Below are 19,522 nucleotides of genomic sequence, written 5' to 3' on the forward strand. Positions count from 1 at the left end.
CCGAAGGCGCTGGCGTCGCGGTTGTGGTCGTCGCGGCGTCCTTTTTCTCACCGCTGCATTTGCAGCCACCCATCCCGAGCAACACGACGAAGACCGAAGAAACAACATAAGATGTGCGCATAATTTGTCCTCTGCTTAACCAAAACGTTCAAGATCGTCCATTATGTCCAAAGGACCTGTGAATGCAAGCAGCAATCCAGGAGAGTTTCAGACCCTACCAGATCAACGTATCAAGAGGTTCCTGCGTGTTATCCTGTTCCAGATAATCCAAATTGTAGTGAATGCCCCGCGACTCCTTGCGCTTCATCGCACAGCGGATCGTCAGGAACGCGATATCCGCGAGGTTGCGCACTTCGAGCAAAGACGTATCGATCTGATGTTCCCAGTAATACGACTGCAGTTCATTCCGAATGGCGTTGATCTTATCAAAGGCACGCTGCAGACGTTTTTCCGTTCGCACGATGCCGACATAATTCCACATGATGCGGCGAATCTCGTCCCAGGTATGGGTGAGCACAACCAATTCATCCGTGGGAATGGTGCCCGCGGAATTCCAATCCGGCACGCGGGTTTCGGGAATCGGCGGCAGGCCAAAGCTTTGGACGTGATGCGAGACGCGATCGGCGAAGACCAAAGCCTCCAAAAGACTGTTGGACGCAAGGCGATTGGCCCCATGCAGACCAGTACAGGCCACTTCACCTACCGCAAAAAGATTGCTGACCGTGGTGCGGCCCCAGGAATCCGTGGCGAGGCCACCGCAACTGAAATGCGCGGCGGGCACGACCGGGATCATCTCCTTGGTCATATCAATGCCCTGTTCCAGACAGACTTTGTGAATGTTCGGGAAGTGGGCCTGGATCTTTTCCGCCCCGATGGAACGCGCGTCGAGGTAAACAAACGGCAAACCGCTCTTTTTGATTTCGCGGTCGACGGCCCGGGCCACGATATCACGCGGGGCGAGGGATTCGAGCGGCGAGTATTTATGCATGAAGGGCTGGCCTTGAGCATCCTTGAGCACGGCCCCTTCCCCGCGAACAGCTTCCGAGATCAGGAAATTTTTGGCCTTCGGGCTGTAAAGACAGGTGGGATGGAACTGCATGAATTCCAGATTCGCCACCTTGCAGCCTGCGCGCCAGCCCATGGCGAGACCGTCACCCGTCGCAACATCCGGGTTCGATGTATAGAGATAAACCTTGCCGTGACCACCCGTACAAAGAAAGGTGGCCTGGGCCCGGAACTGGATGATCCGATTCTGTTTGCCATCGAAGACATAGGCTCCGAGGCAGCTATTGCTGCCAAATTGTGGCCGGTACTTGTCGGTAGTCAAAAGATCAACCGCAAACATGCCGTCATAAACCTGAATATTCGGGTTTCGCGTCACGACCTCGATCAAAGCCCGCAGGACCTCCTGCCCGGTCAGGTCATGGGCGTGAATAATCCGACGCGCGGAATGTCCGCCCTCGCGGGTCAGGTGATACGGCAGTTCCAGTGAGCCGTCCTTATCGCGGGTGAAATCCACGCCGAGAGCGATGAGTTCGTTGATCAGGGCCGGACCTTTTTCCACCACCAGCCGCACGATATCGCGGTGACATAGACCGGCGCCCGCTTCCAGAGTATCCTCGATATGTTGCTCGAATGAATCTTCCGGTCCCAGGACCGAGGCGATGCCCCCCTGGGCGTAACGGGTATTGTTCTCCAGCAGGCTGCCCTTGGCAATAACGATGACCTTGCTGAATTGACCTAGTTTATGGGCCAGCATGAGACCTGCGATGCCCGAACCGATGATGAGATGTTCCGTTTCAATTGTGAGCGCCATGGCAGCACCTTTCGTGGAAATCCCGCAAATTCCGTGGTCTTCACGCGGCAACTTCAGCTATATTGGGATCCGTATGCCTCAAAGGCAGCAGAAGCTTTGCGCGACCAAGGCCGGACCCCCGGTTTGCGGTTGCTTATCAATATCATGAGCAGTGCGAAGGCGAAAGATGGATAACGACAAGCAAGATCTAAAGATGTGGATGCGTAACCTGCCGAACAAGCTCACGCTGTTCCGCATTGCAGTCATCCCTGTAATCGCCTTTCTCTACATATGGGACATTCGCCCTCTCAACTATTTGGCCGCCGCGCTGTTTGCCGTTGGCGCGATCACGGATTTCCTGGATGGCTATATCGCGCGCATGACGAACAACGTCACGCGCATCGGTGAAGTGCTGGATCCCATCTCGGACAAGCTTCTCGTGATGGCGGCTCTGGTGATCTTAACGGAAGCGCAAATTATCGGCGGATGGATAACGATTCTCGTCCTCTGTCGCGAAATCGGGATCAGCGGTCTGCGCCTTGCGGCCAGCGAACAGGGATTCAGCATCAAAGTATCGAGCTACGGAAAAATCAAAACGGCCTTTCAGGACGTGGCGGTCGTGCTGCTTCTTTTGCGCCTGGATGAATACCACGTCCCTGGAATGGTGCTGCTCTGGGTATCTATTGCCTTTTCTTACTTTTCGGCGTGGGCTTACTGGAACAAATTCTGGGAACACAGCAAACATAATTTCCAATAATATTAAATACTTAATCCCAAGCCCTCCTGAACTTTCAGGGAAATCGGGATTGGAACTTAACTTCCTTTTAAGACCGCCGATATCAGAACAGTTAAGAGGAGTGTCTCAACAAGTCTTGGCGGTATATGTCGGACGAGAAACCAAAAAAGAAGCGCTTTGAGGGGCTGATTCAATTCAAGGAAGCCCTTCGTCAGACCATCGTGTGCCTGCAGGCTTCCATGGAAGACCGCTTCGCGAGTTCCCTGCAATCGGAACTGGTTCGTCGACTGGATGAAAACACCGAACAGATGCATCATCTCCTTTTCGCGACAGCGGGCGCCGTCGGTAAAATAGACGACTCGAAGCAGATGACCGACCAGCATCTTCTGGCCCGCATCTATCAGCAGCAGACCGAAGATCTTAAAACAGAACTGAACTGCACGCAGCCAGATCCAGCCCATATCACTGTATGGCTCGATCCAGCCGATCCCTTGATCACGAGTTACCTATTCCGCTTGATTTCCCTTGCCTGTAGCGCCTCGGAATCGTTTGATTTGAAGGATTGTCTGGCCTGGGGCAGCGTGCTGCGCTCGCAGGCGATTTCCGATCAGGCCGCAGCCGAGGCCTTTGTCAAGAACTGCAGTCAGCAGTACGGATTCAGCTGGGACCGCTCCGAGATCATGCTTGGTTTTGTGCAGGCGCTCGGCAGCCTCCTGCAGACCTGCGACAGCATCCATCTTGTTGCCGACGGTTCCTACGTCGGTCTTCTGATTGAAGGCAAGACCAAAGCCAGCCTGCCGGAACACCTGCAAGAGGCGATGGCGAAACTTGCCAGTAGTGACGCACATACCCTGGCCATCAACTGCCCGGCGGATCCTCAGGCCAGCACGCAGTTTGCGATGCTGATGCCGATTCGACTTCAGAGCAAAGCCGTCTGCCCCTCGCCTCTGAAAGGCTTCGTCGTGCTCCAGAGTGTGCGCAGAAAGCCGAACACCCAGAAAAACAAGCTCGCCGGCTAAGCCTGGCGCCGCCTCGCAAGCTTGCTCGTGACAGAGTTCAGAATCCCGATTATAATTCAACCATATCCAAACATTGCTAAATGAATGGGGCAGTCATGGCATTACCTCAGATCGATGCGGCCACCTGCGCAGTCATTGTCACCTTGAGCCTGTGGATGTGGACACGACTGAAGCTCCCTGACGGCTGCCATCATCAGGAAGCCATCCTCCGTCGTCAAAACATTTACGCGTATTGGGCGTTCGGCATGCTCGTCGGTCTTGAGATCCTGGCCGAGGCGCTACCGTCACGCCTTTGGCGTTTGGCTGTGGGACCAGCCGCCGGCTTCATTTTCTATTTCTTCGCGGTGGCCTCATACAAGACCGAAACCGGATTCTGGTCGAAGCGCCGCAATCAGATACTCGGCCTTTCGATCAGTATGGTGCTCAGTCTCACGACCAGTTTCGTGCTGGCCGAAACCGCTTTTGTCCCGGTTTTTGCGGCTCTCGCCATCAGCCACCTCTGTCACAAGAAGTATGTGCAGACGGTCTTCGCCAGTATCAAGGATATCGAAACGCTCCAGGCCAAACTCCTGAAACAGGAGGCCGCCTACGCTAATTTGCGCCACTTTGACTCTCTTTCGGTTCGGCAAACCTCACAGCAGGCCTGATCACCGTTGAACATTCCCCTTCCCTGGTCCATATTAGGCTCTTCCATAAAGTCACAGGAGTACTTTCGTGAAGAGCCTCGACGTCGTTTCCATTTGCAACGCCCTTGTCGATATCCTCGTTCAAGCGGATGATCGCGATATAGAAAATCTCTCGCTCAACAAAGGCATCATGCATCTTGTCGATGACGCGAAGCAGATGAAAGTCATCGAGCATTTCGCTGACAAGCATCAGACCGTGGAACTCGGCGGCTCGTCGATGAACGCCATCCGCACGCTGGCTTCGCTGGGTGCGAAGACTTCGTTCGCCGGCTCCGTCGGTCGCGATGCTTATGGTGAATTGATTGATAAGCGCCTCGGCGAGATCGGCATCAAAGGCAAGCTCCAGCATGTGGAAGCGCATACCGGGATCTGCTTCATCCTCGTAACGCCTGATGGCGAGCGCACGATGAACACCAACCTCGGCGCCAGCTGCCTTTTTGATGAAACCATCGTGCCCGAGCAGGATATCGCCAAAGCGAAAATTTTCCACTTCGCCGGCTATCAGTGGGCGAATCCAAGCCAGATCAAAGCCATCCGCCGCGCCCTTGACATCGCCCAGGCGAATGACACTTTGATTTCCTTCGACCTCGCCGATCCTTTCGTGGTGCGCGCGAACCGTGAAGCCTTCATCGAGGTTATCAGGGACTATGCGGACATCGTCTTCAGCAACCGTGAAGAGACGAAGCTCCTTTTTGATTCCACGCCGGAGACAGCAGCCAATTTCATCACTGAGTCAGGCGCGATCGCCGCGATCAAGCTCGGTGCGGAAGGCGCGCTCGTCGGTCATGGCGATCGCCGCATTTCCGTGAAGCCGGTGCCGACTCAGGTGGTCGATACCACCGCCGCGGGAGACATGTTCGCCGCTGGTTTCCTTTATGGTATGGTGCAGGGCAAGCCCCTTGACGTTTGCGGCCGCATGGCAGCGGAAATGGCCAGCGACGTGATCAGCCGCCTGGGAGCCACGGTTTCGAGCCAGGCTTTGAGCAGCGTGAAAAAGCTCTGATTCCCCTTACCAGGGTGTGGGTTTGGTCTTCGGCGGGATGAAGCGCACGAGTTTCGGATCGTCCGGATAAAAATCCGCACCGCGCACCAGCTTCCAGTAGAAGGACTCGGCTTCCTTCTTCCTGCTAAAAATCACATAAGATTCGCGAAATTCTTTCAGTTCGGGAACGGTGTAATTGACCGTGACCCGATACTGCCCGTTTTGTAAAAACTCAAATGCCACTTTATTTGCTGTATAAGCGTCGGCACTTGCAGTCCAGAATCCCAGGATAAAGCCCCAAGGAAGAATCCGCATCACAGCCCTCCCGACTCACATGAAACTTTTATCGGTCCACGCGCAGCGCTTCTAAAATCCGGAGGTAGGCAGAAACTCTCAGGATTCTTTCATGACAAGTCGGGCATCCTGGGGTAAAAGTGATATCCAGGCTTGCCCCTTAATCAAGCTCGTGATCATCAGAAAAGACCTTTTATGAGGAATCAGGAATTTTATGGCGGAAAATGTAAAGGCTCAGACCAAGCCCGGCTTTTGGAGCCCCGAGAATTTACGGCAATTGCTCATCTTAGTCCTGGCCATTTTTGCTTTCCGTTGGTCTGTCGCTTCGCCCTACCATGTCCCAACGGCATCCATGGAACCCACAATCAAGGTAGGCGACCGCCTCCTGGCCTTCAAACTCTCCTATGACCTGAAAGTCCCCTTCACCGACATCTCGCTCGTCTCCTGGGGCACGCCGCAGCGGGGGGATATCATCGTCTTCAAGTATCCGCAGAACACGGATATCGACTATGTGAAGCGCGTCGTGGGTCTGCCCGGCGATCACATCAAAGTGGAAAACAATATCCTCTACATCAACGGCAAGGCCCAGGAACGCGTGGATGCCAACAACGATCGCAAGATCCTGGAAGACATCACCAACAATCCTGACCAGAAAGACCTTTTCAAGGAAAACCTGAGCGGCCTGGAACACTGGGTCATGCAGGATAAGAGCAGCAGCCCCTACTATGATATAGGCCGCAAATTCCCTGCGGATGGCGAAGACAAAGTCGTCCCCGAAAATGCCCTTTTTGTAATGGGTGACAACCGTGATAACTCCACGGATTCACGCAGCTGGGGTTTCGTGCCCTACACCTACGTGCGCGGCAAGGCCCTGTTTGTCCTGTGGAGTTGGTACAGCGAGGATGCGGGATCCTATTGGCCCACGATTCGGTTCAATCGTTTCGGCCACTGGCTTCACTAAATCATTGATTTGACGGCGCTTTCCGCCAGCCACCAGGAAGGCCTCAACCTTGCGCGTATTTTGCCGAAAATGTGCAGGGAAGGCAGAGATTGGCAGCAATCGGAGGGCAAATCATGCAGCACCATAATGAAGCGAATTTTGACATCATGTTTGCCAAAGAGTACTGGACAGGTGATTCTCGCGACGGACGCCTGGTGAATGGTGATGGTTATCACTACTACCAGCTGACGAAGGACGGGAAAATTTTGGAAGCTTTTGAATACTACGAACGCGAGGACGGTACGAGCGTGGTTTCGCCCCTGCCTGAAATGCGGAATGTGCACTGGATTGAAGACCTGGGCTTCGATGATCTTGAAGTTCTGGACATGATTCCCGAGTCGGAATTTCAGCAGGTCAAGGAATCGACTTTCAAGCACAGCTGAACTCCTGTCATTCAAAAAAATCATTCGCTCAAAAGATCAAGGGCCTGCTTAAAAGCAGGCCCTTCGGCTTTTTGCAGCTCCTCAGAGCCGTTCAAAGTTCAGTCGTCGCCATCTTCTTCAGCGGCGCCGCCAGCTTCCATTTCACGACGCTCCAGCACATGACGATACCAGGACAGTGTCTGGTCAATCAGCCATTGATTGGCGGCATAGCTTTGTGGTGGAACGATTTCATCGCAGTAATCGCGCAGGTCGACCAGCGTCCCCTGGGGATTCACTCGAATCCAATCCTTCACCGACCTCTTGAAATGATTCACGTCAAACATAAAGTCTTGACCTTTCTCCATCCCAGCTGGATGCTGTTACCCTTAGGCTCGCTTCGGCACATAGGCAGTTTTCTTGAGGCAAGATTTTCCCTCTCACACGGGAGCCCATCATGGCGGAATTGATAAATCCCAGACTTCTTTTCGATCTCGATAAAATTTATCGAGGTTCTCAATTCGCTGTCAGCGACGTTTTTCAGCTGCTTGGAAAACCGCTCACCGCAATGGTTGAAGCGATGCTGCGTGATCACGAGGTAAGCGATCGTCCTGTTGTCAAAGGTCGCGTGTCGCCCCAGGCTGTGCTGGAAGGCGCCGTCTATGTCGCCGAGGGCGCGGAAGTGGGACCATTTGCCTATATTCAAGGGCCCACGTTTATCGCGCCCGGCGCGGAAGTCCGGCACGGAGCCTTCATTCGCGGCAGTGCCTATATCGGCCCCAAGGCCGTGGTGGGGCACACCACCGAGGTCAAAGGTTCCATCTTCTTCGACCACGCCAAGGCTGGGCATTTCGCCTATGTCGGGGACTCCATACTGGGCTATGACATCAACCTGGGCGCCGGGACAAAGCTCGCCAATTTAAAACTGAAAGGCGACGAGGTCAAGGTCCAGCACCCCGAGGGTCCCGCCCGGGTGAAATCCGGTCTGCGTAAACTCGGATCCCTGATCGGCGACCGCGCCCAAACGGGCTGCAATGCCGTCCTTTCGCCGGGAACCATCCTGCTTCCGGACACGGCCGTCCTTCCCTGTGTACATTATCACGGCACACTGCTGAAAGGGATTGCGAAATAGGGGAAAAAAAAGCGGGCCCGGATCGCAGGCCCGCAAGGCGAGAGGATCAAAACACCAGCTTCTTCAGTTCATCCAGCCGGGCTTTTTCATCAGGGGGCAGATTGATGCCGGCACTTCCGGTGTAGCCCAGGGTCACCGATTCTTCATAGAGTTCATAGGCGCGCTTGGCGAAGGGCGACTTGGGCGCAAGGCGGATCGACTCTTCCAGGTACATGCCCGATTCACCCGACATCAAAGATTCGCCGATGCTCAGTTCGCAGATGCCCAGCTGATAATAGGTCTCGGCCTTGTCATTGGCGCTGATATTCACCTTCTTCAGGTGATCCTTCAGATATTTCGAAGCGAAGATGTAATTCACAAGGCCGGTGCGATCGCGGTTCACGTCCTTGATCAGGGTGCGGGCGAACTCAAGATCATTCATTTTCTTGGGACGGTTTTTCACCTGCTTCAGGCTCTTCTGCCAGGACTCCAGATCATGCTTCACAGGGCCGGGCAGAGGCCGCTTCAAAAGTTCATTGAAGGTCTTGAGCGGACGATCCGCATTCCCCTGCACCCGGACCGACAGCACCAGGTAATCCACCAAGGGATCGAAGTGGAGGAGTTCTTCCAGACTCAGCTCGCGGCTTTTCAGGATGCGCTCGTATTCATCCAGGGCGCGATCGAATTGCCGGCTGAGCGCCAGGAACTTGGCCTTGCCGAAGGTTCCCATGGCTTCCATATCCAGGTTCTTCGAAAGATCCATCGTGAAGGCGGAATCACCGCTGCTGCTGCGGCTGGTGTGGCAGCTGAGGCAGGTGTCGTAGAGTTCCTCGACAAAGAAATGCGCCTGATCATGGAAGCCGTCTTTGTATTTCAACGCGGCCTGGCGCGCATTGCGTTCCAGCTGCAGGCTCAGGTAGGCGTGACCCTTTTCATCCTTGGCCGCCAGCGTATTGATCTCTTTCGCATGCTGCGCGATCAGATTCAGGTTTTCCTGGATGGCCTTGGTGTTGTCCTTGCTCGTAAAACTTTTGGTGTTCAGAGTCAGCGGAAAAATGGTCAGGAGCGAAGAATAAACCGCGCGCATGTGCGGCTTGAAATCCTCGTAATCTTTTTCACCGGACTTGATGCGGAAACCACTAAGCAAAAGAGCACAGACACTAAGGAGGACCAGACCTGACCGCATAATTGACTCCATGAAACTTATCCTTCGAGCATACCGAAACGTCAGGTCAGCTGCAAGGAACGCTTTCGGGCTTTCACCCTAGCGCGAAATCACGCAGCTTTTGCCAGTCGACTTGAAGAGCGCCAGCGATTGCGCTAGCATTCTTCCCCAGTCGCGGGAACGCGTCGCAGTTTTGGGGGATTCATTGCAAACTTTACGCCGTCTCTTTTTTCAGACTTTGGTGCTGCTCGGTCTTTACCAATCCATCCGTTTTCTGTTCTGGATCGTCAATCACAGTCAGTTTCAAAATACCGAATGGAACACGCTGGCGCTTGCCTTTGCCCAGGGGGCCCGCTTCGATTTGGCCGCGATTGTCCTCACCAACGCCATTCTCTTTTTGCTGTATCTCGTACCGCTGCCCGAAAAATGGCGGCGCTGGCAGGAAAAAACCGTGGCCTGGGGCTTCGGCCTGATCAACGGCTGGTTTTTGGCCGTGAACATCGTCGATGTCGAATACTATCGTTTTGCCGGAAAACGCTTCACGCGCGATTCCTTCGCCATCGGCCAGGATCTGGCGGCGCAGACCGGGCAGATCGCCGTTTATTACTGGTATTATACGCTTCTGATCCTGGCCATCACAGGCGGGCTCGTCTGGTTCTCCTTGAAAAATTTACGCCGCAGCGGCCGTGATTCCAAACTGTCTTTGATACTCGGCACGATCGCGCTTTTGGCCCTTAGCGCTCTTGGAGGCCGCGGGGGATGGCAGCATAAGCCCCTGATACCCGCCCAGGCCTATGCGGGCGAAACGGGGCAGCTCGGGATTCTTATTCTCAACAGCTCCTTCACCCTTCTTAAATCCTCGGATGAAGCGTTTATCAAGCCCATGAACTTCATGCCGGATCCCGAGGCGCGGGCGCTGGTGAGCAGCCGGAATCAAGGGCCGGTCACCGCCCTTCCCCATCCGCCTAAAAATGTGGTGCTCGTCATCCTCGAAAGCTTCGGCAAGGAATATGTATTTCCCCCTGAAGGTCATAAGAGCTATGCCCCTTTCCTGCAGAGTCTGGCAGAAAAAGGCACGTCCTTTCCCAATGCCTATGCCAACGGCCGTCGCTCCATTGATGCCTTACCGGCAATTCTTGCGGGCGTTCCCGCCTGGATGGAATCGGCCTTTATCACCTCCCCCTATCAAACCAACCGCGTCCAGGGTTATCCTGCCATCCTTCGACAGCACGGCTTTCGCACCCGTTTTTTCCATGGCGGGGAAAACGGCACCATGTTCTTCGACGTGATGGCCGATCGCTTTGGCTTTCAGGACTACATCGGCGAAAAGGAATACCCTGATCACAAGGATCACGACGGCAAGTGGGGCATCTTTGATGAACCCTTCCTGCAGTATGCCGCCAAACGCCTGAGTGATGACGATCAACCGTTTTTTGCCGGAATTTTTACTCTGAGTTCCCACCATCCCTATACGATACCGCCTCAGCACAGGGAGCGTTTTCCCAAGGGCAAACTCGAAATTCATGAGAGCATCGGTTACGCCGACTTTGCTTTACAAAAATTTTACGAGGCTGCGCAGAAGGAACCCTGGTTCCCGGATACGCTGTTTATTTTCACGGCAGATCACACGCAGAAAAGCGAGTTTCCCGAGTATGAAACCACCAATGGACGCTATCGCGTGCCGCTGATTTTCATCATGAACGATCGGCCTTTGCCCTTCGCCAACATCGAACGCCCGGTGCAGCACATGGATATCATGCCGACTGTATTGGATGCTCTGAACGTGCAGGCGCCCGCCTTCAGCCGCTTTGGCAGCAGCCTCCTGCAGACCGTGACGCGCCCGGGTGTGGTGCTGCGGGATGCGCCGCGTTTCGTTTTGGTGGGCGAGAATCAGTTCCTCAGCTGGAATCCTGAAACCGATGAAAAAGCCAGCTACGACTGGCCGTCCGATGTTCTTTTAAAAACCAAACAGTCGTTCACTCAAGAAATGGGTCAGGATTTGCTTTATCTGCAGGCCGAGTTGCAGTGTTTTAACAATGGGATGGTGCAAAACTCGCTGGTCTGGTAAAACCGAATCAACATCCACACAAGGGCAGAACCATGTTGAAATTCTTTGAAGGCAATACCCTCATCCAGAATGTTTCCAACTGGAGCTCCGCGGCGCTGGAACAGGCCCGGGCCCTCGATATCGATTGGACGGATTGGAGCAAAATCAGGAGCAGCCTGCAGGATTCGACCTTCGAAGCCAAGGTCAAGGCCGGTGAATCCATGTATCACGCCTGCATCAAAGCCGCACGCCGGGTCATCGGCGCCGAGGTCCGCGAAGTCGAACTCGAAGACGGCGTCGTGCACTACTGGAAGACGAATAAACCCAATCGCGAGACTGTGCTTTTCTTTCACGGTTTCGCCGACAGCAAGGATGGTGTGTACTCCCTCGCCATCCATCTCTTTAATGAATTTAATGTCATGGCGATTGACCTGCCGGGATTCGGCCAGAGCTTCTCGGACCCTCAATTCGCCTATGATACGCACGCCTATGGTCGCTGGCTGGATGAATTCGTCACCAAAAGCGGCATGGGTCCTGTGCATGTGGTCGGCAATTCCCTGGGCGGCGCCATGGCTTTGAAGCTGGCTCTGGTACGTCCCGACGTTGTGAAGTCGGTGACGCTCCTGAATGCCGCCGGCCTTATAGATCCCGAGCATGAATCGCTCTATGATGAGATCATGCGCGGTGAAAATATTTTCCAGGTCAAGACGCTCGAGCAATTCGAGAAGTTCTGGGCCAAGGTTTTCCATCGGCAGCCTTTTCTACCGCCATTCGGCAAGGAATTCCTCTTCCATCGCTTCCGGCAGAACCATGACTGGTATGGCGAGCTGGTGCAAAGAAACTTTGGTGGCTATACCGATAAAAACGATCCCGAGTATTTCGAACTCTTTATGAACAAGAATCTGGATCGCATTGAAAAGCCGGCTCTCATCATCTGGGGTGAACGCGATCAGCTCTTCCCCGTCGCCTATGGCGCCCAGGGTCATAAGCTGATGAAGGGATCCCGTTTCGTGGTGCTGAAGGATGTCGGGCACGCGCCGCAGGTGGAAGCGCCGCGGCTGGTCGCGCGTCATCTGAAAAGCTTTATCCGCGAGCTGCCCAAAGCCGAGTCCAGTAACTCCTGAACCACAGGCCGGGGGTGGTGGTATAGCCACTCCAGGCCTTGACGATGCGCCCCTCGGTATCCAGGATCAAATAGGAAGGATAGGATCCTATGCGGAGCGCCTCTTCCTCGCTCTCACGCCCCATCAAAACCGGCACCTTCAGTCCGGTATCCTTGACGAAGCTTTCCAATTCCGACGGCTGCGCCCAGCTCAAGGCCAAGGCGGCTTTATGAAAGCTGCCTGGCAGTCTATCTATATTGCTGCCGCTCGCCCGGCACACGCCGCACCAGGGGGCGAACACATAAACGACAGTCAATTTCTCGGGATTCCAAAGGCTTTTGGTCCCACCTGTCAGGACGGGAAGGGAGGCGTTGCGCAGGTTATCAGGCAAGGCTCCGCGGGTCATATTCCGTGATTGCCAGTACTCGACGGCTACGAGGATGACCAGGAAAAGTGCGACATTGCTCAAAAGGCTTTTGAACGTCCTGCGATTCATTTTCAGCATGGGGACTCAACTTCCTTTGGCCAGGAGCTGGATATCCTCGATGGAATAAGGCTTATAGCCCTGATAGATATCCTGATCCCGGTGTTTCTGGCTGTCTGTGGTTTGGAACTGCCCGTCTTTTAAAAACTGCCGCACAGCCCCGTAGGGATCCTGAATACCAAATTTTAGAAGAAGATGCTTGAAAGAGCTCGCAACTTTTTCAATGCTGTTCACCCGGCGTACCAGCATGGGCTCCAGCATCGGCTCCAGAATCTGACTCAAACCCTGACGCAAAGCCTCGTGGGTGCATTTCATGGGTCCGAGCCGCAGATTGCGCATGGCCTGGATGATTTCGGGTCTTTTGGTCTTGGCATCCATTACCGGAATTATCTTTCGTCCTTCCACCATTTCAAAAATCAAAAGTCCCATCACATAGATATCGGAAGCGGCCACAACCGATTCGGCGCTCAGATGCTCGGGCGAATAATATCCGGGTGTCCCGATGATCATGTTTTTATAGGAATCCAGGGCGGAATCGAGGACGAGGCTGAAGTCAGCAAGGAACACGCGACCACTGCGTTCGATCATGATGTTCGAGGCGGAAAGGTCCGCATGCACCAGATCATGAAGGTGAAGGCCATCCAGCCCCTGCGCGAACTGCCAGGCGATGCAAAGGCTCACCAGCGGCGGCAGTCGCCCGAAGTGCTTGATGATCTGCCGCAGAGTCCAGCCATCAATCCACTGCGTGACCATATAAAAAACCGGAGGTTCATAGCAGCCGTCCAGATAACGAACGAGATGCGGATGGGACACGCGCTGCTGCATCATCAGCTCGCGGTGAAAGACGCCGGTGAAGAGCGGATCCTGCCGCAGACGATCGTGCAGGACCTTCACGGCCACAAGCTTCTGCTGCCGCGTGTCCAGGGCCTTGTAAACCCGTCCGAGCGAACCTTCGCCCACCGGTTCAATCAGCTGATAAGGCCCTAACATTCCTTGCAACATGACCAAAATCCGCTCCTTCCCATGCTGCACGCCGTATCGGTCATTTACCGTAAGGTCCAAGAAAAATTTTAACTCTTTTATATTTACCAGTAAAATTAGATGGTTAAAGGCTGCCATTCAGCCCGCTTCGCGTCACGACGAAAAGTTATAACAATCTGTTATCAAAAATTTAAACTGAATGGGCCACCGAGTTCAGACGAAGGAGTATGCGGCATGGGACTTTTCAATCGAAAGAATCCTTATGAAAAGGATGCTCTGGATCTGGAAGCAGCAATGCGCACGACACCCGAAAGGCCGGATATGAAAGCCCGCCCCCCTGCTCCCTCGCCCACGTCCATGATGAGTCCGCAGCCGCCCGCGCCTCACGCGCCCGCGCCGCTGGCTCCCACGCCACCACCCGTGGCGGCATCGGCAATCGCGACAAGACCCGCAGCCTATGGCATTGAAGACGCCATTCAGCTGATGCGTGAGCTGCCTGATAACAAAAAAGAAATGGTCATCACCATCGTTCAAAAGACCTTGGTGTCGGCCAAGATCAATGTGTCGACCATACTCGATGATGCGACGCGCAAGATCGAAAGGCTTGAACGTAAAAATGAGAAGCTGGCTCAGGAGATTCGCGAACTGGAAGAAGCGATCCTCCAAAGGAAGCAGGAGATGGATCATAACGCGCGTGATGTAGCGGAAACGCGTGAAGTCAAAATCAGCTTTGAAACGGCTCTGCGGCCCAGCGGCATCGGGGAAATCTCCCTCGATCCACTGCCCTATATTCCCGATCAAAAAGCCGGTTAACGCGACGGCTGCAGCCGGGGTTTTTCACCCCGGCCGAGCACCCAATACAAAATCTCACCCGTAAGTCGCGCCTTGCCATCCCAGGTCAGGGAGTCACGCGCATAGTTCTGTCCGTTGCGACTCAATTCCAAAAGCCGCGCGCGATCATGCTCCAGTTCATCCAGGGTTTTTTGGATATAGGCGACAGCAGCGGTTTCATTGCTCAATGGAATTTTAAAACCGATGCCCTGATGAACGATATCACCGGGCCCACCGTAGTCGGACACCATGGGCACAGCCCCGGTGGCAAGGGCCTCGAAGACTACGCCCCCACCGAATTCACGGACCGATGGGAACACCATCACATCGGCCTTCATGAAATATTGCAGCGCCGTTTCATGATTCACCATACCCGTAAAGGTCACACGCGCCTTGATTCCCAGGGTCTGAACCAGCTCTTCCAGAGCCTGCCGCTCCGCGCCGTCACCCACGATGGTGAAATGCGCGCGCCCCGTCCGCAGGAGTTCCGCAGCGCCTTTGATGGCAAGGTCGCAGGCCTTATAGGGCACAAGCCGACCGGCAAAGAGGAGCTGCAGGGGCTTGCTCGTCACGGCCATGATCCGCCGCATCTGCAGCATCTCGGGCGTGATTCCATTTTCCGGCAGGAAGAAAACCTTATCCTGATAGGCTGCGAATTCTGAGCAGGTCTGCGAAGATCCGGCGATGATGGCCCGGGCCTCGGCATAGGTGGACCTTGCATAAGGCATCAGCTGATACACTTTTCTCAGGCTTGAAATCCATTCCTTTTGCTTCTGCGCCTGCTGATAGCCAGCCGGAAAAGGCAGACCACCATTGATGGGACCGATGACAAAAGGCAGTCCGAATTTTTTCGTCCAGCGGGCCCACGGGCTCGGCAGGACAGGTGCCACCGGCGTTAATCTTAAAACACAGTCATAGGTCCTGCTCTCCACCAGACCACGCAGCTGACGCCAGGCGAGCCATTCGAAAACAATATAAAAAGGCAGACGCACAGCAGTCAGAGCCTGGCTGCCGAAATCCCCTTTGAATATTTTCTCAAACATCCAGTTATAAAAAGTGTCGAGCCAACCCAGATCTATATACGTGATATCCGTGAAGGGCCCCCGTTTTTTTTCATGAGCCGGCTTATTGCGAATGTGCGTGACGAGATGCACACGATGCTGCCGCGCCAGAGCCTCGGCATGACGGTAGCCGACCAGCGGCACGCTTATCCAGTCCGGATTATTCTGCTCACTCAAAACCAGGATACGGAGGGGTTCCATGTTCAACCTTTGGCGAGGATCGCCTTATGAAGTTCAGTCGCAAAATGTTCTGCGGAGAATTGCGTGACGGCCGTCTGCCTTGCGGCCTTGGCCAACACCACGCGCAAATCACAGTCGGCACCGAGGCGCAGCATGGCCAGGGCGAGACCCGGCACATCCCTCTGCGCGACAAGGATACCGTTCACATCAGGCTCGATCATCTCGGGAGTGCCGCCGATGATGGAGGCAATGACCGGCAGCTGACAGGCCATCGCTTCCATGACTGACACCGGGGCAGCCTCACCAAAGCCGACGCTCGGCAGGATAAAACAGTCGGCTTCATGCAAAAGCTCCAGGACTTCATGCTCACCTGCGGTCCCGACCATGCGCACATGCCCTTCGAGCTTCAGCGCGACTATTTCCTTTTCCAGAATCGGTCGCTCTTCACCATCCCCGACTATGGTATAGGTCGCATTCAAACCCTGATCCAAAACCTGCCTGAGCGCGCGAATCGCATAGATGTGCCCCTTGCATTCGGCAAGCCGCGCGACCGTGATCATGCGCAGGATATTAGGCTGACCAGCCCGGACGGGGCCGGGCCGAAAGGCATCGACATCCACGCCCATGCGAATGACAGGCAGGCGTTTTTTATCCATGCCACAGGCCTCCCAGACCTGGGTTTGCAGAGCAAAGGTTACGCACGCGATAAAACGCGCCCGAGCGAATTTGAACTTATGATCGCCGCCATAAACCGGCAGATCCCCATGCAGGGTCAAACTATAAGGCAGATCCCCAGCCTGATCAGCCATCGCCAGAAGATGAGCGACGTTCGCACAGCTGTGCCCGTGGATGTGGCCCAGATTTTCCTGCTTCGCGAGGATCAGAAGATCCGCGGCGCAGATCATAAGCCCGATCAGTCGTAGGCGACTGATCCAGCCTGCATCCTGAAGACGCGCGATATAAAGGAGCATGCGAAGGGTCAGCCCCGGCCTTCGCATCAGGTAAAGAAGCGCCATCAGAAAATTCGGGGGAAAAATATAATGGGTTTCCGTCTGCGCCTCGGGTCCAAAAGCGTGCCGGCTGGCCATCTGAGGCCGACGGGTCGAGAGCAGGAAGACATCCGCCCCCAACTTGCGCAGAACGCAAATCTCGCGCCAGAAAAAAATATGCGTCTGGCCAGGAAATTCCGGAACGAGATAACCGATGCGCATGGCGGCTCCGCAAAGGATCAGATATCAAAACCAATGCCGGCCTGGACCTGATCGTTTTCGTTCTTATCGACATTGTAAGCCGCGTAACCATAGAAATTCGGCTTTCCGAGCATAAGGCCGATTCCCGCAAAGGGCCCGCCCAGATCCGCGTTGGCATCGCTCTGGTCACCAACTGCCGCGCTGGTCCAGGCCCCAATGCCGACCTGCACGTAAGGGGCGAAAACACCCGTCATGAATCTGTATTTCACGTTAAGGTCACCGGCCAGGGCCAGTCCCACCCCATCGTCATCCTTTTCCGTTTTCTTGTCATTGGCGTCATCGGTGGCCTTGGCGTCCGCATCCACCCAGCCGATGCCGACTTCGAAATTCCACTGACTTCCCCAATAAAGGAAATTCACGCCCAGATCGGCGTTCATGGGATTATGATAACCAAGGTTCAAGGTCCAGTTCGCGTAGCCAGGACTGGCAAGGCAAAGTCCTGCCGTAGCCAACGCAAAAAGCAGCCGTTTCATCATTGTATTGATCCTTTCCCTTTTCCATTAGGTTAAAGCATCCCATGCCCTGCGTCATCAATCTTTCCTTCCCGGCAGAATCACACCCGCAAACCACCAGAAGGACTTGAAAACTGCCAGCCTTGAATTTTTTTCTCAAGTTGGGCCCCCAAATGCCGATACAGTCCGCTGGAAACCTTTTCACCCGTAATAGGCCGTCATGAATATGCTGAAGCAATATATTAGCCTGCAATTTTATAGAGTTGAATCTTTATAGCAGGCGTAGCTTGAGCACGGGTTCGTACGAATTCACGGGCGGGATAACTGGGGAGTCTGCACATGAAGAGTTTGGGAGCCAAGGTCTTACATAAAAGTTTGCTTTTGGGCTTGGGTGCGATGGTCATGCACACCGCCTGCAGCAATTCAAATTTCCGCAGTACGACCGTGGAAGCCACCGCAGAAAACGCCAGCAGTGATGATGCGGCGCCTGTGGAAGACAGTGGCATCACCACGGCTCCGATCAGTTCGAGTGATTTGGATGTGCCGGCTGCTTTGAAGCCTGCGCCCGATTCGCTTTTTTCGCAGTTTCCCACCACTGTGCTCAAGAATGCTGAGACGCAGTTCACGCTCGATTTGAAAGACGTGACAGCCAAAGTTAATTTGGTCGATAAGACGTCGCCCAAGACCGAAAGCTTTCCACAGAACACCCGGACAGCAACAACCGACCCTTTCAAGCAAGGTAACCCTGGTCAGGAAGTGACAGATCAGTTTACTCAAGCTGGAAAGAAGGGCGACGTTGATATTCTGGTCGTTATCGACAATTCCGGATCCATGGATAAAGAGCAGGAGAATCTTTCAACGAAAATGGATGCGCTCCTGGCTTCGATCAAGGATGCGAACTGGCAGATTAGCGTTATCAATACCAACACTGTGATCAATGGCAATACTCTTAACGACGGACACAATGATCCTGCAACTGAAGGTCAGGAAACCTGTATTTCCACTTTAATCAAGAAGGGCGACGTCAACGCCGCCGATGAATTCTCAAAGGCAATAAAGGCCGGCACATCCGGTTCTGGCTTCGAACAAGGAATTCGCCAGGCTGTTGTGGGCCTGCGTTGTCCAGGCAAGAACGTAGTGCGTGCGGGATCCACTCTTGCGGTTTTGATTGTGAGCGATGAAGATAACTGCAGCCAGGATGGTGGTGACTGCGGCAACACCAAATGGGCCAAGGAAACTTATCTCATAGATTATGTGGAAAAGACGCTGGGCCGTACGGTCGGAAAGAACGCCGGGTTCTATGGTATTATCGCTCCCAGCAAAGACCTGTGTAGGACCGCTTTGAATGCGGGAACCCAGTATATCCGTCTCTTCAACTACAAATCCACGCCTGGCCTCAATTATGGTAACATCTGCGATGCTAACTATGCTGGTACCCTGAATCGCATTTCCGACAGCATCGCCTTACAGCTGGATAATACGTTTTCCCTATCGGCCAAGCCTGAGCCTGGCAGCCTCGTTGTCACTGTGACCTCGCCTGCACCAGCGAGTGTGACGACGACCGTTAATCCAAATGACTACACGGTCACCGAAAAGAGCCTGAAATTCGCCGTTGGTAAAGAGCCTGCCAATGGTAGCACAATCAAGGCTATCTATCGAATTAACGCTGTACCTATGTTCAACTCGGTTACCCTGGCCAATGACCCCGCCGCAGGTACGATCTCGGTAACTGTGAATGGTGCCATGCTAAATGCCGGCGCTTACACCGTCAGTGGCCGGATTATCGCATTCGCAACGCGGCCAGCAGCCAATGCTGACATCAAAGTCAATTACCGTATGAACATGCCTCTGGCGGATACTTTCCAACTTGCTGGAAGGCCGGTGGCAGGCGTTACAGTCAAGGTCAAGAACGTCGCCACCAACAACTTCTCGTACGATGCAGCGACACGAAAAGTGAAACTGAACTTCTTCCCGCTGGATGCGGAA

The 19,522-nt window shown here is 54.3% G+C and carries 19 protein-coding genes and 1 pseudogene; 11 read left to right on the top strand and 9 right to left on the bottom strand.

Annotation, left to right across the window (positions count from 1 at the left end; translation table 11 throughout):
- Window positions 1–214 precede the first annotated feature (214 nt).
- A complete protein-coding gene (gene nadB / locus VFO10_RS09845) occupies window positions 215–1,816 on the bottom strand; it encodes an L-aspartate oxidase (RefSeq protein ID WP_325139529.1) in 1,602 nt (533 codons plus the stop codon).
- A 166-nt stretch (window positions 1,817–1,982) separates the two neighbouring features.
- Between nadB and pgsA the strand changes: the two genes are divergently transcribed.
- From pgsA to VFO10_RS09865, 4 genes are all read left to right on the top strand, one after another.
- Window positions 1,983–2,552, top strand: a complete 570-nt coding sequence (gene pgsA / locus VFO10_RS09850) for a CDP-diacylglycerol--glycerol-3-phosphate 3-phosphatidyltransferase (protein WP_325139531.1) — start codon at window positions 1,983–1,985, stop codon at window positions 2,550–2,552.
- A 125-nt stretch (window positions 2,553–2,677) separates the two neighbouring features.
- Window positions 2,678–3,550, top strand: a complete 873-nt coding sequence (locus VFO10_RS09855) for a hypothetical protein (RefSeq protein WP_325139533.1) — start codon at window positions 2,678–2,680, stop codon at window positions 3,548–3,550.
- Window positions 3,551–3,645: 95 nt separating this feature from the next.
- Entirely contained in the window at window positions 3,646–4,197 is a 552-nt protein-coding gene (locus VFO10_RS09860; RefSeq protein WP_325139535.1) for a hypothetical protein, read from the top strand.
- Window positions 4,198–4,264: 67 nt separating this feature from the next.
- Window positions 4,265–5,239 carry an adenosine kinase gene (locus VFO10_RS09865; RefSeq protein WP_325139537.1) on the top strand — a complete coding sequence of 325 codons (975 nt, stop codon included), beginning with the start codon at window positions 4,265–4,267 and terminating at the stop codon, window positions 5,237–5,239.
- 6 nt (window positions 5,240–5,245) lie between these two features.
- On the opposite strand, the gene VFO10_RS09870 is transcribed toward VFO10_RS09865, so the two are convergent.
- Entirely contained in the window at window positions 5,246–5,533 is a 288-nt protein-coding gene (locus tag VFO10_RS09870; protein ID WP_325139539.1) for a hypothetical protein, read from the bottom strand.
- A gap of 193 nt (window positions 5,534–5,726) precedes the next feature.
- On the opposite strand from VFO10_RS09870, the gene lepB reads away from it, so the two are divergent.
- Together lepB and VFO10_RS09880 are read left to right on the top strand one after the other, a co-directional pair.
- Window positions 5,727–6,473 (top strand): signal peptidase I, encoded by a 747-nt coding sequence (gene lepB / locus VFO10_RS09875; RefSeq protein ID WP_325139540.1) that lies wholly within the window; start codon window positions 5,727–5,729, stop codon window positions 6,471–6,473.
- Window positions 6,474–6,586: 113 nt separating this feature from the next.
- On the top strand, window positions 6,587–6,895 hold the full coding sequence (locus tag VFO10_RS09880) for a hypothetical protein (RefSeq protein WP_325139542.1): 309 nt from the start codon (window positions 6,587–6,589) through the stop codon (window positions 6,893–6,895).
- Between the two features lie 98 nt (window positions 6,896–6,993).
- Here VFO10_RS09880 and VFO10_RS09885 read toward each other — a convergent pair whose 3' ends face one another.
- Complete coding sequence (locus tag VFO10_RS09885; protein ID WP_325139544.1) at window positions 6,994–7,218, bottom strand: hypothetical protein; 225 nt, start codon at window positions 7,216–7,218, stop codon at window positions 6,994–6,996.
- A gap of 110 nt (window positions 7,219–7,328) precedes the next feature.
- Here VFO10_RS09885 and VFO10_RS09890 point away from each other — a divergent pair, with 110 nt between their 5' ends.
- A complete protein-coding gene (locus tag VFO10_RS09890) occupies window positions 7,329–8,003 on the top strand; it encodes a hypothetical protein (RefSeq protein ID WP_325139546.1) in 675 nt (224 codons plus the stop codon).
- Between the two features lie 46 nt (window positions 8,004–8,049).
- On the opposite strand, the gene VFO10_RS09895 is transcribed toward VFO10_RS09890, so the two are convergent.
- Window positions 8,050–9,168, bottom strand: coding sequence for a hypothetical protein (locus tag VFO10_RS09895; protein ID WP_325139548.1), 1,119 nt, complete (start codon window positions 9,166–9,168; stop codon window positions 8,050–8,052).
- 184 nt (window positions 9,169–9,352) lie between these two features.
- Here VFO10_RS09895 and VFO10_RS09900 point away from each other — a divergent pair, with 184 nt between their 5' ends.
- Window positions 9,353–11,215, top strand: a complete 1,863-nt coding sequence (locus VFO10_RS09900) for an LTA synthase family protein (protein WP_325139550.1) — start codon at window positions 9,353–9,355, stop codon at window positions 11,213–11,215.
- Between the two features lie 32 nt (window positions 11,216–11,247).
- Window positions 11,248–12,318, top strand: a complete 1,071-nt coding sequence (locus tag VFO10_RS09905; RefSeq protein WP_325139551.1) for an alpha/beta hydrolase — start codon at window positions 11,248–11,250, stop codon at window positions 12,316–12,318.
- On the opposite strand, the gene VFO10_RS09910 is transcribed toward VFO10_RS09905, so the two are convergent.
- Window positions 12,278–12,802 (bottom strand): TlpA disulfide reductase family protein, encoded by a 525-nt coding sequence (locus VFO10_RS09910; protein ID WP_325139553.1) that lies wholly within the window; start codon window positions 12,800–12,802, stop codon window positions 12,278–12,280. The two genes, VFO10_RS09905 and VFO10_RS09910, sit on opposite strands and share 41 nt — an antisense overlap.
- A gap of 6 nt (window positions 12,803–12,808) precedes the next feature.
- The gene (locus tag VFO10_RS09915; RefSeq protein ID WP_325139556.1) at window positions 12,809–13,783 is read right to left on the bottom strand and encodes a serine/threonine-protein kinase; all 975 of its coding nucleotides are present in this window, start codon (window positions 13,781–13,783) and stop codon (window positions 12,809–12,811) included.
- A 213-nt stretch (window positions 13,784–13,996) separates the two neighbouring features.
- Here VFO10_RS09915 and VFO10_RS09920 point away from each other — a divergent pair, with 213 nt between their 5' ends.
- Window positions 13,997–14,575, top strand: coding sequence for a hypothetical protein (locus tag VFO10_RS09920; protein WP_325139558.1), 579 nt, complete (start codon window positions 13,997–13,999; stop codon window positions 14,573–14,575).
- Here the strand turns inward: VFO10_RS09920 and VFO10_RS09925 are convergent.
- Genes VFO10_RS09925 through VFO10_RS09935 form a run of 3 tightly spaced genes read right to left on the bottom strand, consistent with a single transcriptional unit; the run spans window position 14,572 to window position 17,560 of the window.
- Window positions 14,572–15,855 carry a glycosyltransferase family 4 protein gene (locus VFO10_RS09925; protein WP_325139560.1) on the bottom strand — a complete coding sequence of 428 codons (1,284 nt, stop codon included), beginning with the start codon at window positions 15,853–15,855 and terminating at the stop codon, window positions 14,572–14,574. The two genes, VFO10_RS09920 and VFO10_RS09925, sit on opposite strands and share 4 nt — an antisense overlap.
- Before the next feature lie 2 nt (window positions 15,856–15,857).
- Window positions 15,858–17,045, bottom strand: a complete 1,188-nt coding sequence (locus VFO10_RS09930; protein ID WP_325139562.1) for a glycosyltransferase — start codon at window positions 17,043–17,045, stop codon at window positions 15,858–15,860.
- A gap of 17 nt (window positions 17,046–17,062) precedes the next feature.
- Window positions 17,063–17,560 carry a hypothetical protein gene (locus VFO10_RS09935; protein ID WP_325139564.1) on the bottom strand — a complete coding sequence of 166 codons (498 nt, stop codon included), beginning with the start codon at window positions 17,558–17,560 and terminating at the stop codon, window positions 17,063–17,065.
- A gap of 315 nt (window positions 17,561–17,875) precedes the next feature.
- Between VFO10_RS09935 and VFO10_RS09940 the strand changes: the two are divergent.
- Window positions 17,876–19,522 (top strand): annotated as a pseudogene (locus VFO10_RS09940) (hypothetical protein); the annotation flags it as partial.

This window comes from Oligoflexus sp. (assembly GCF_035712445.1).
Classification (GTDB): Bacteria; Bdellovibrionota_B; Oligoflexia; order Oligoflexales; family Oligoflexaceae; genus Oligoflexus.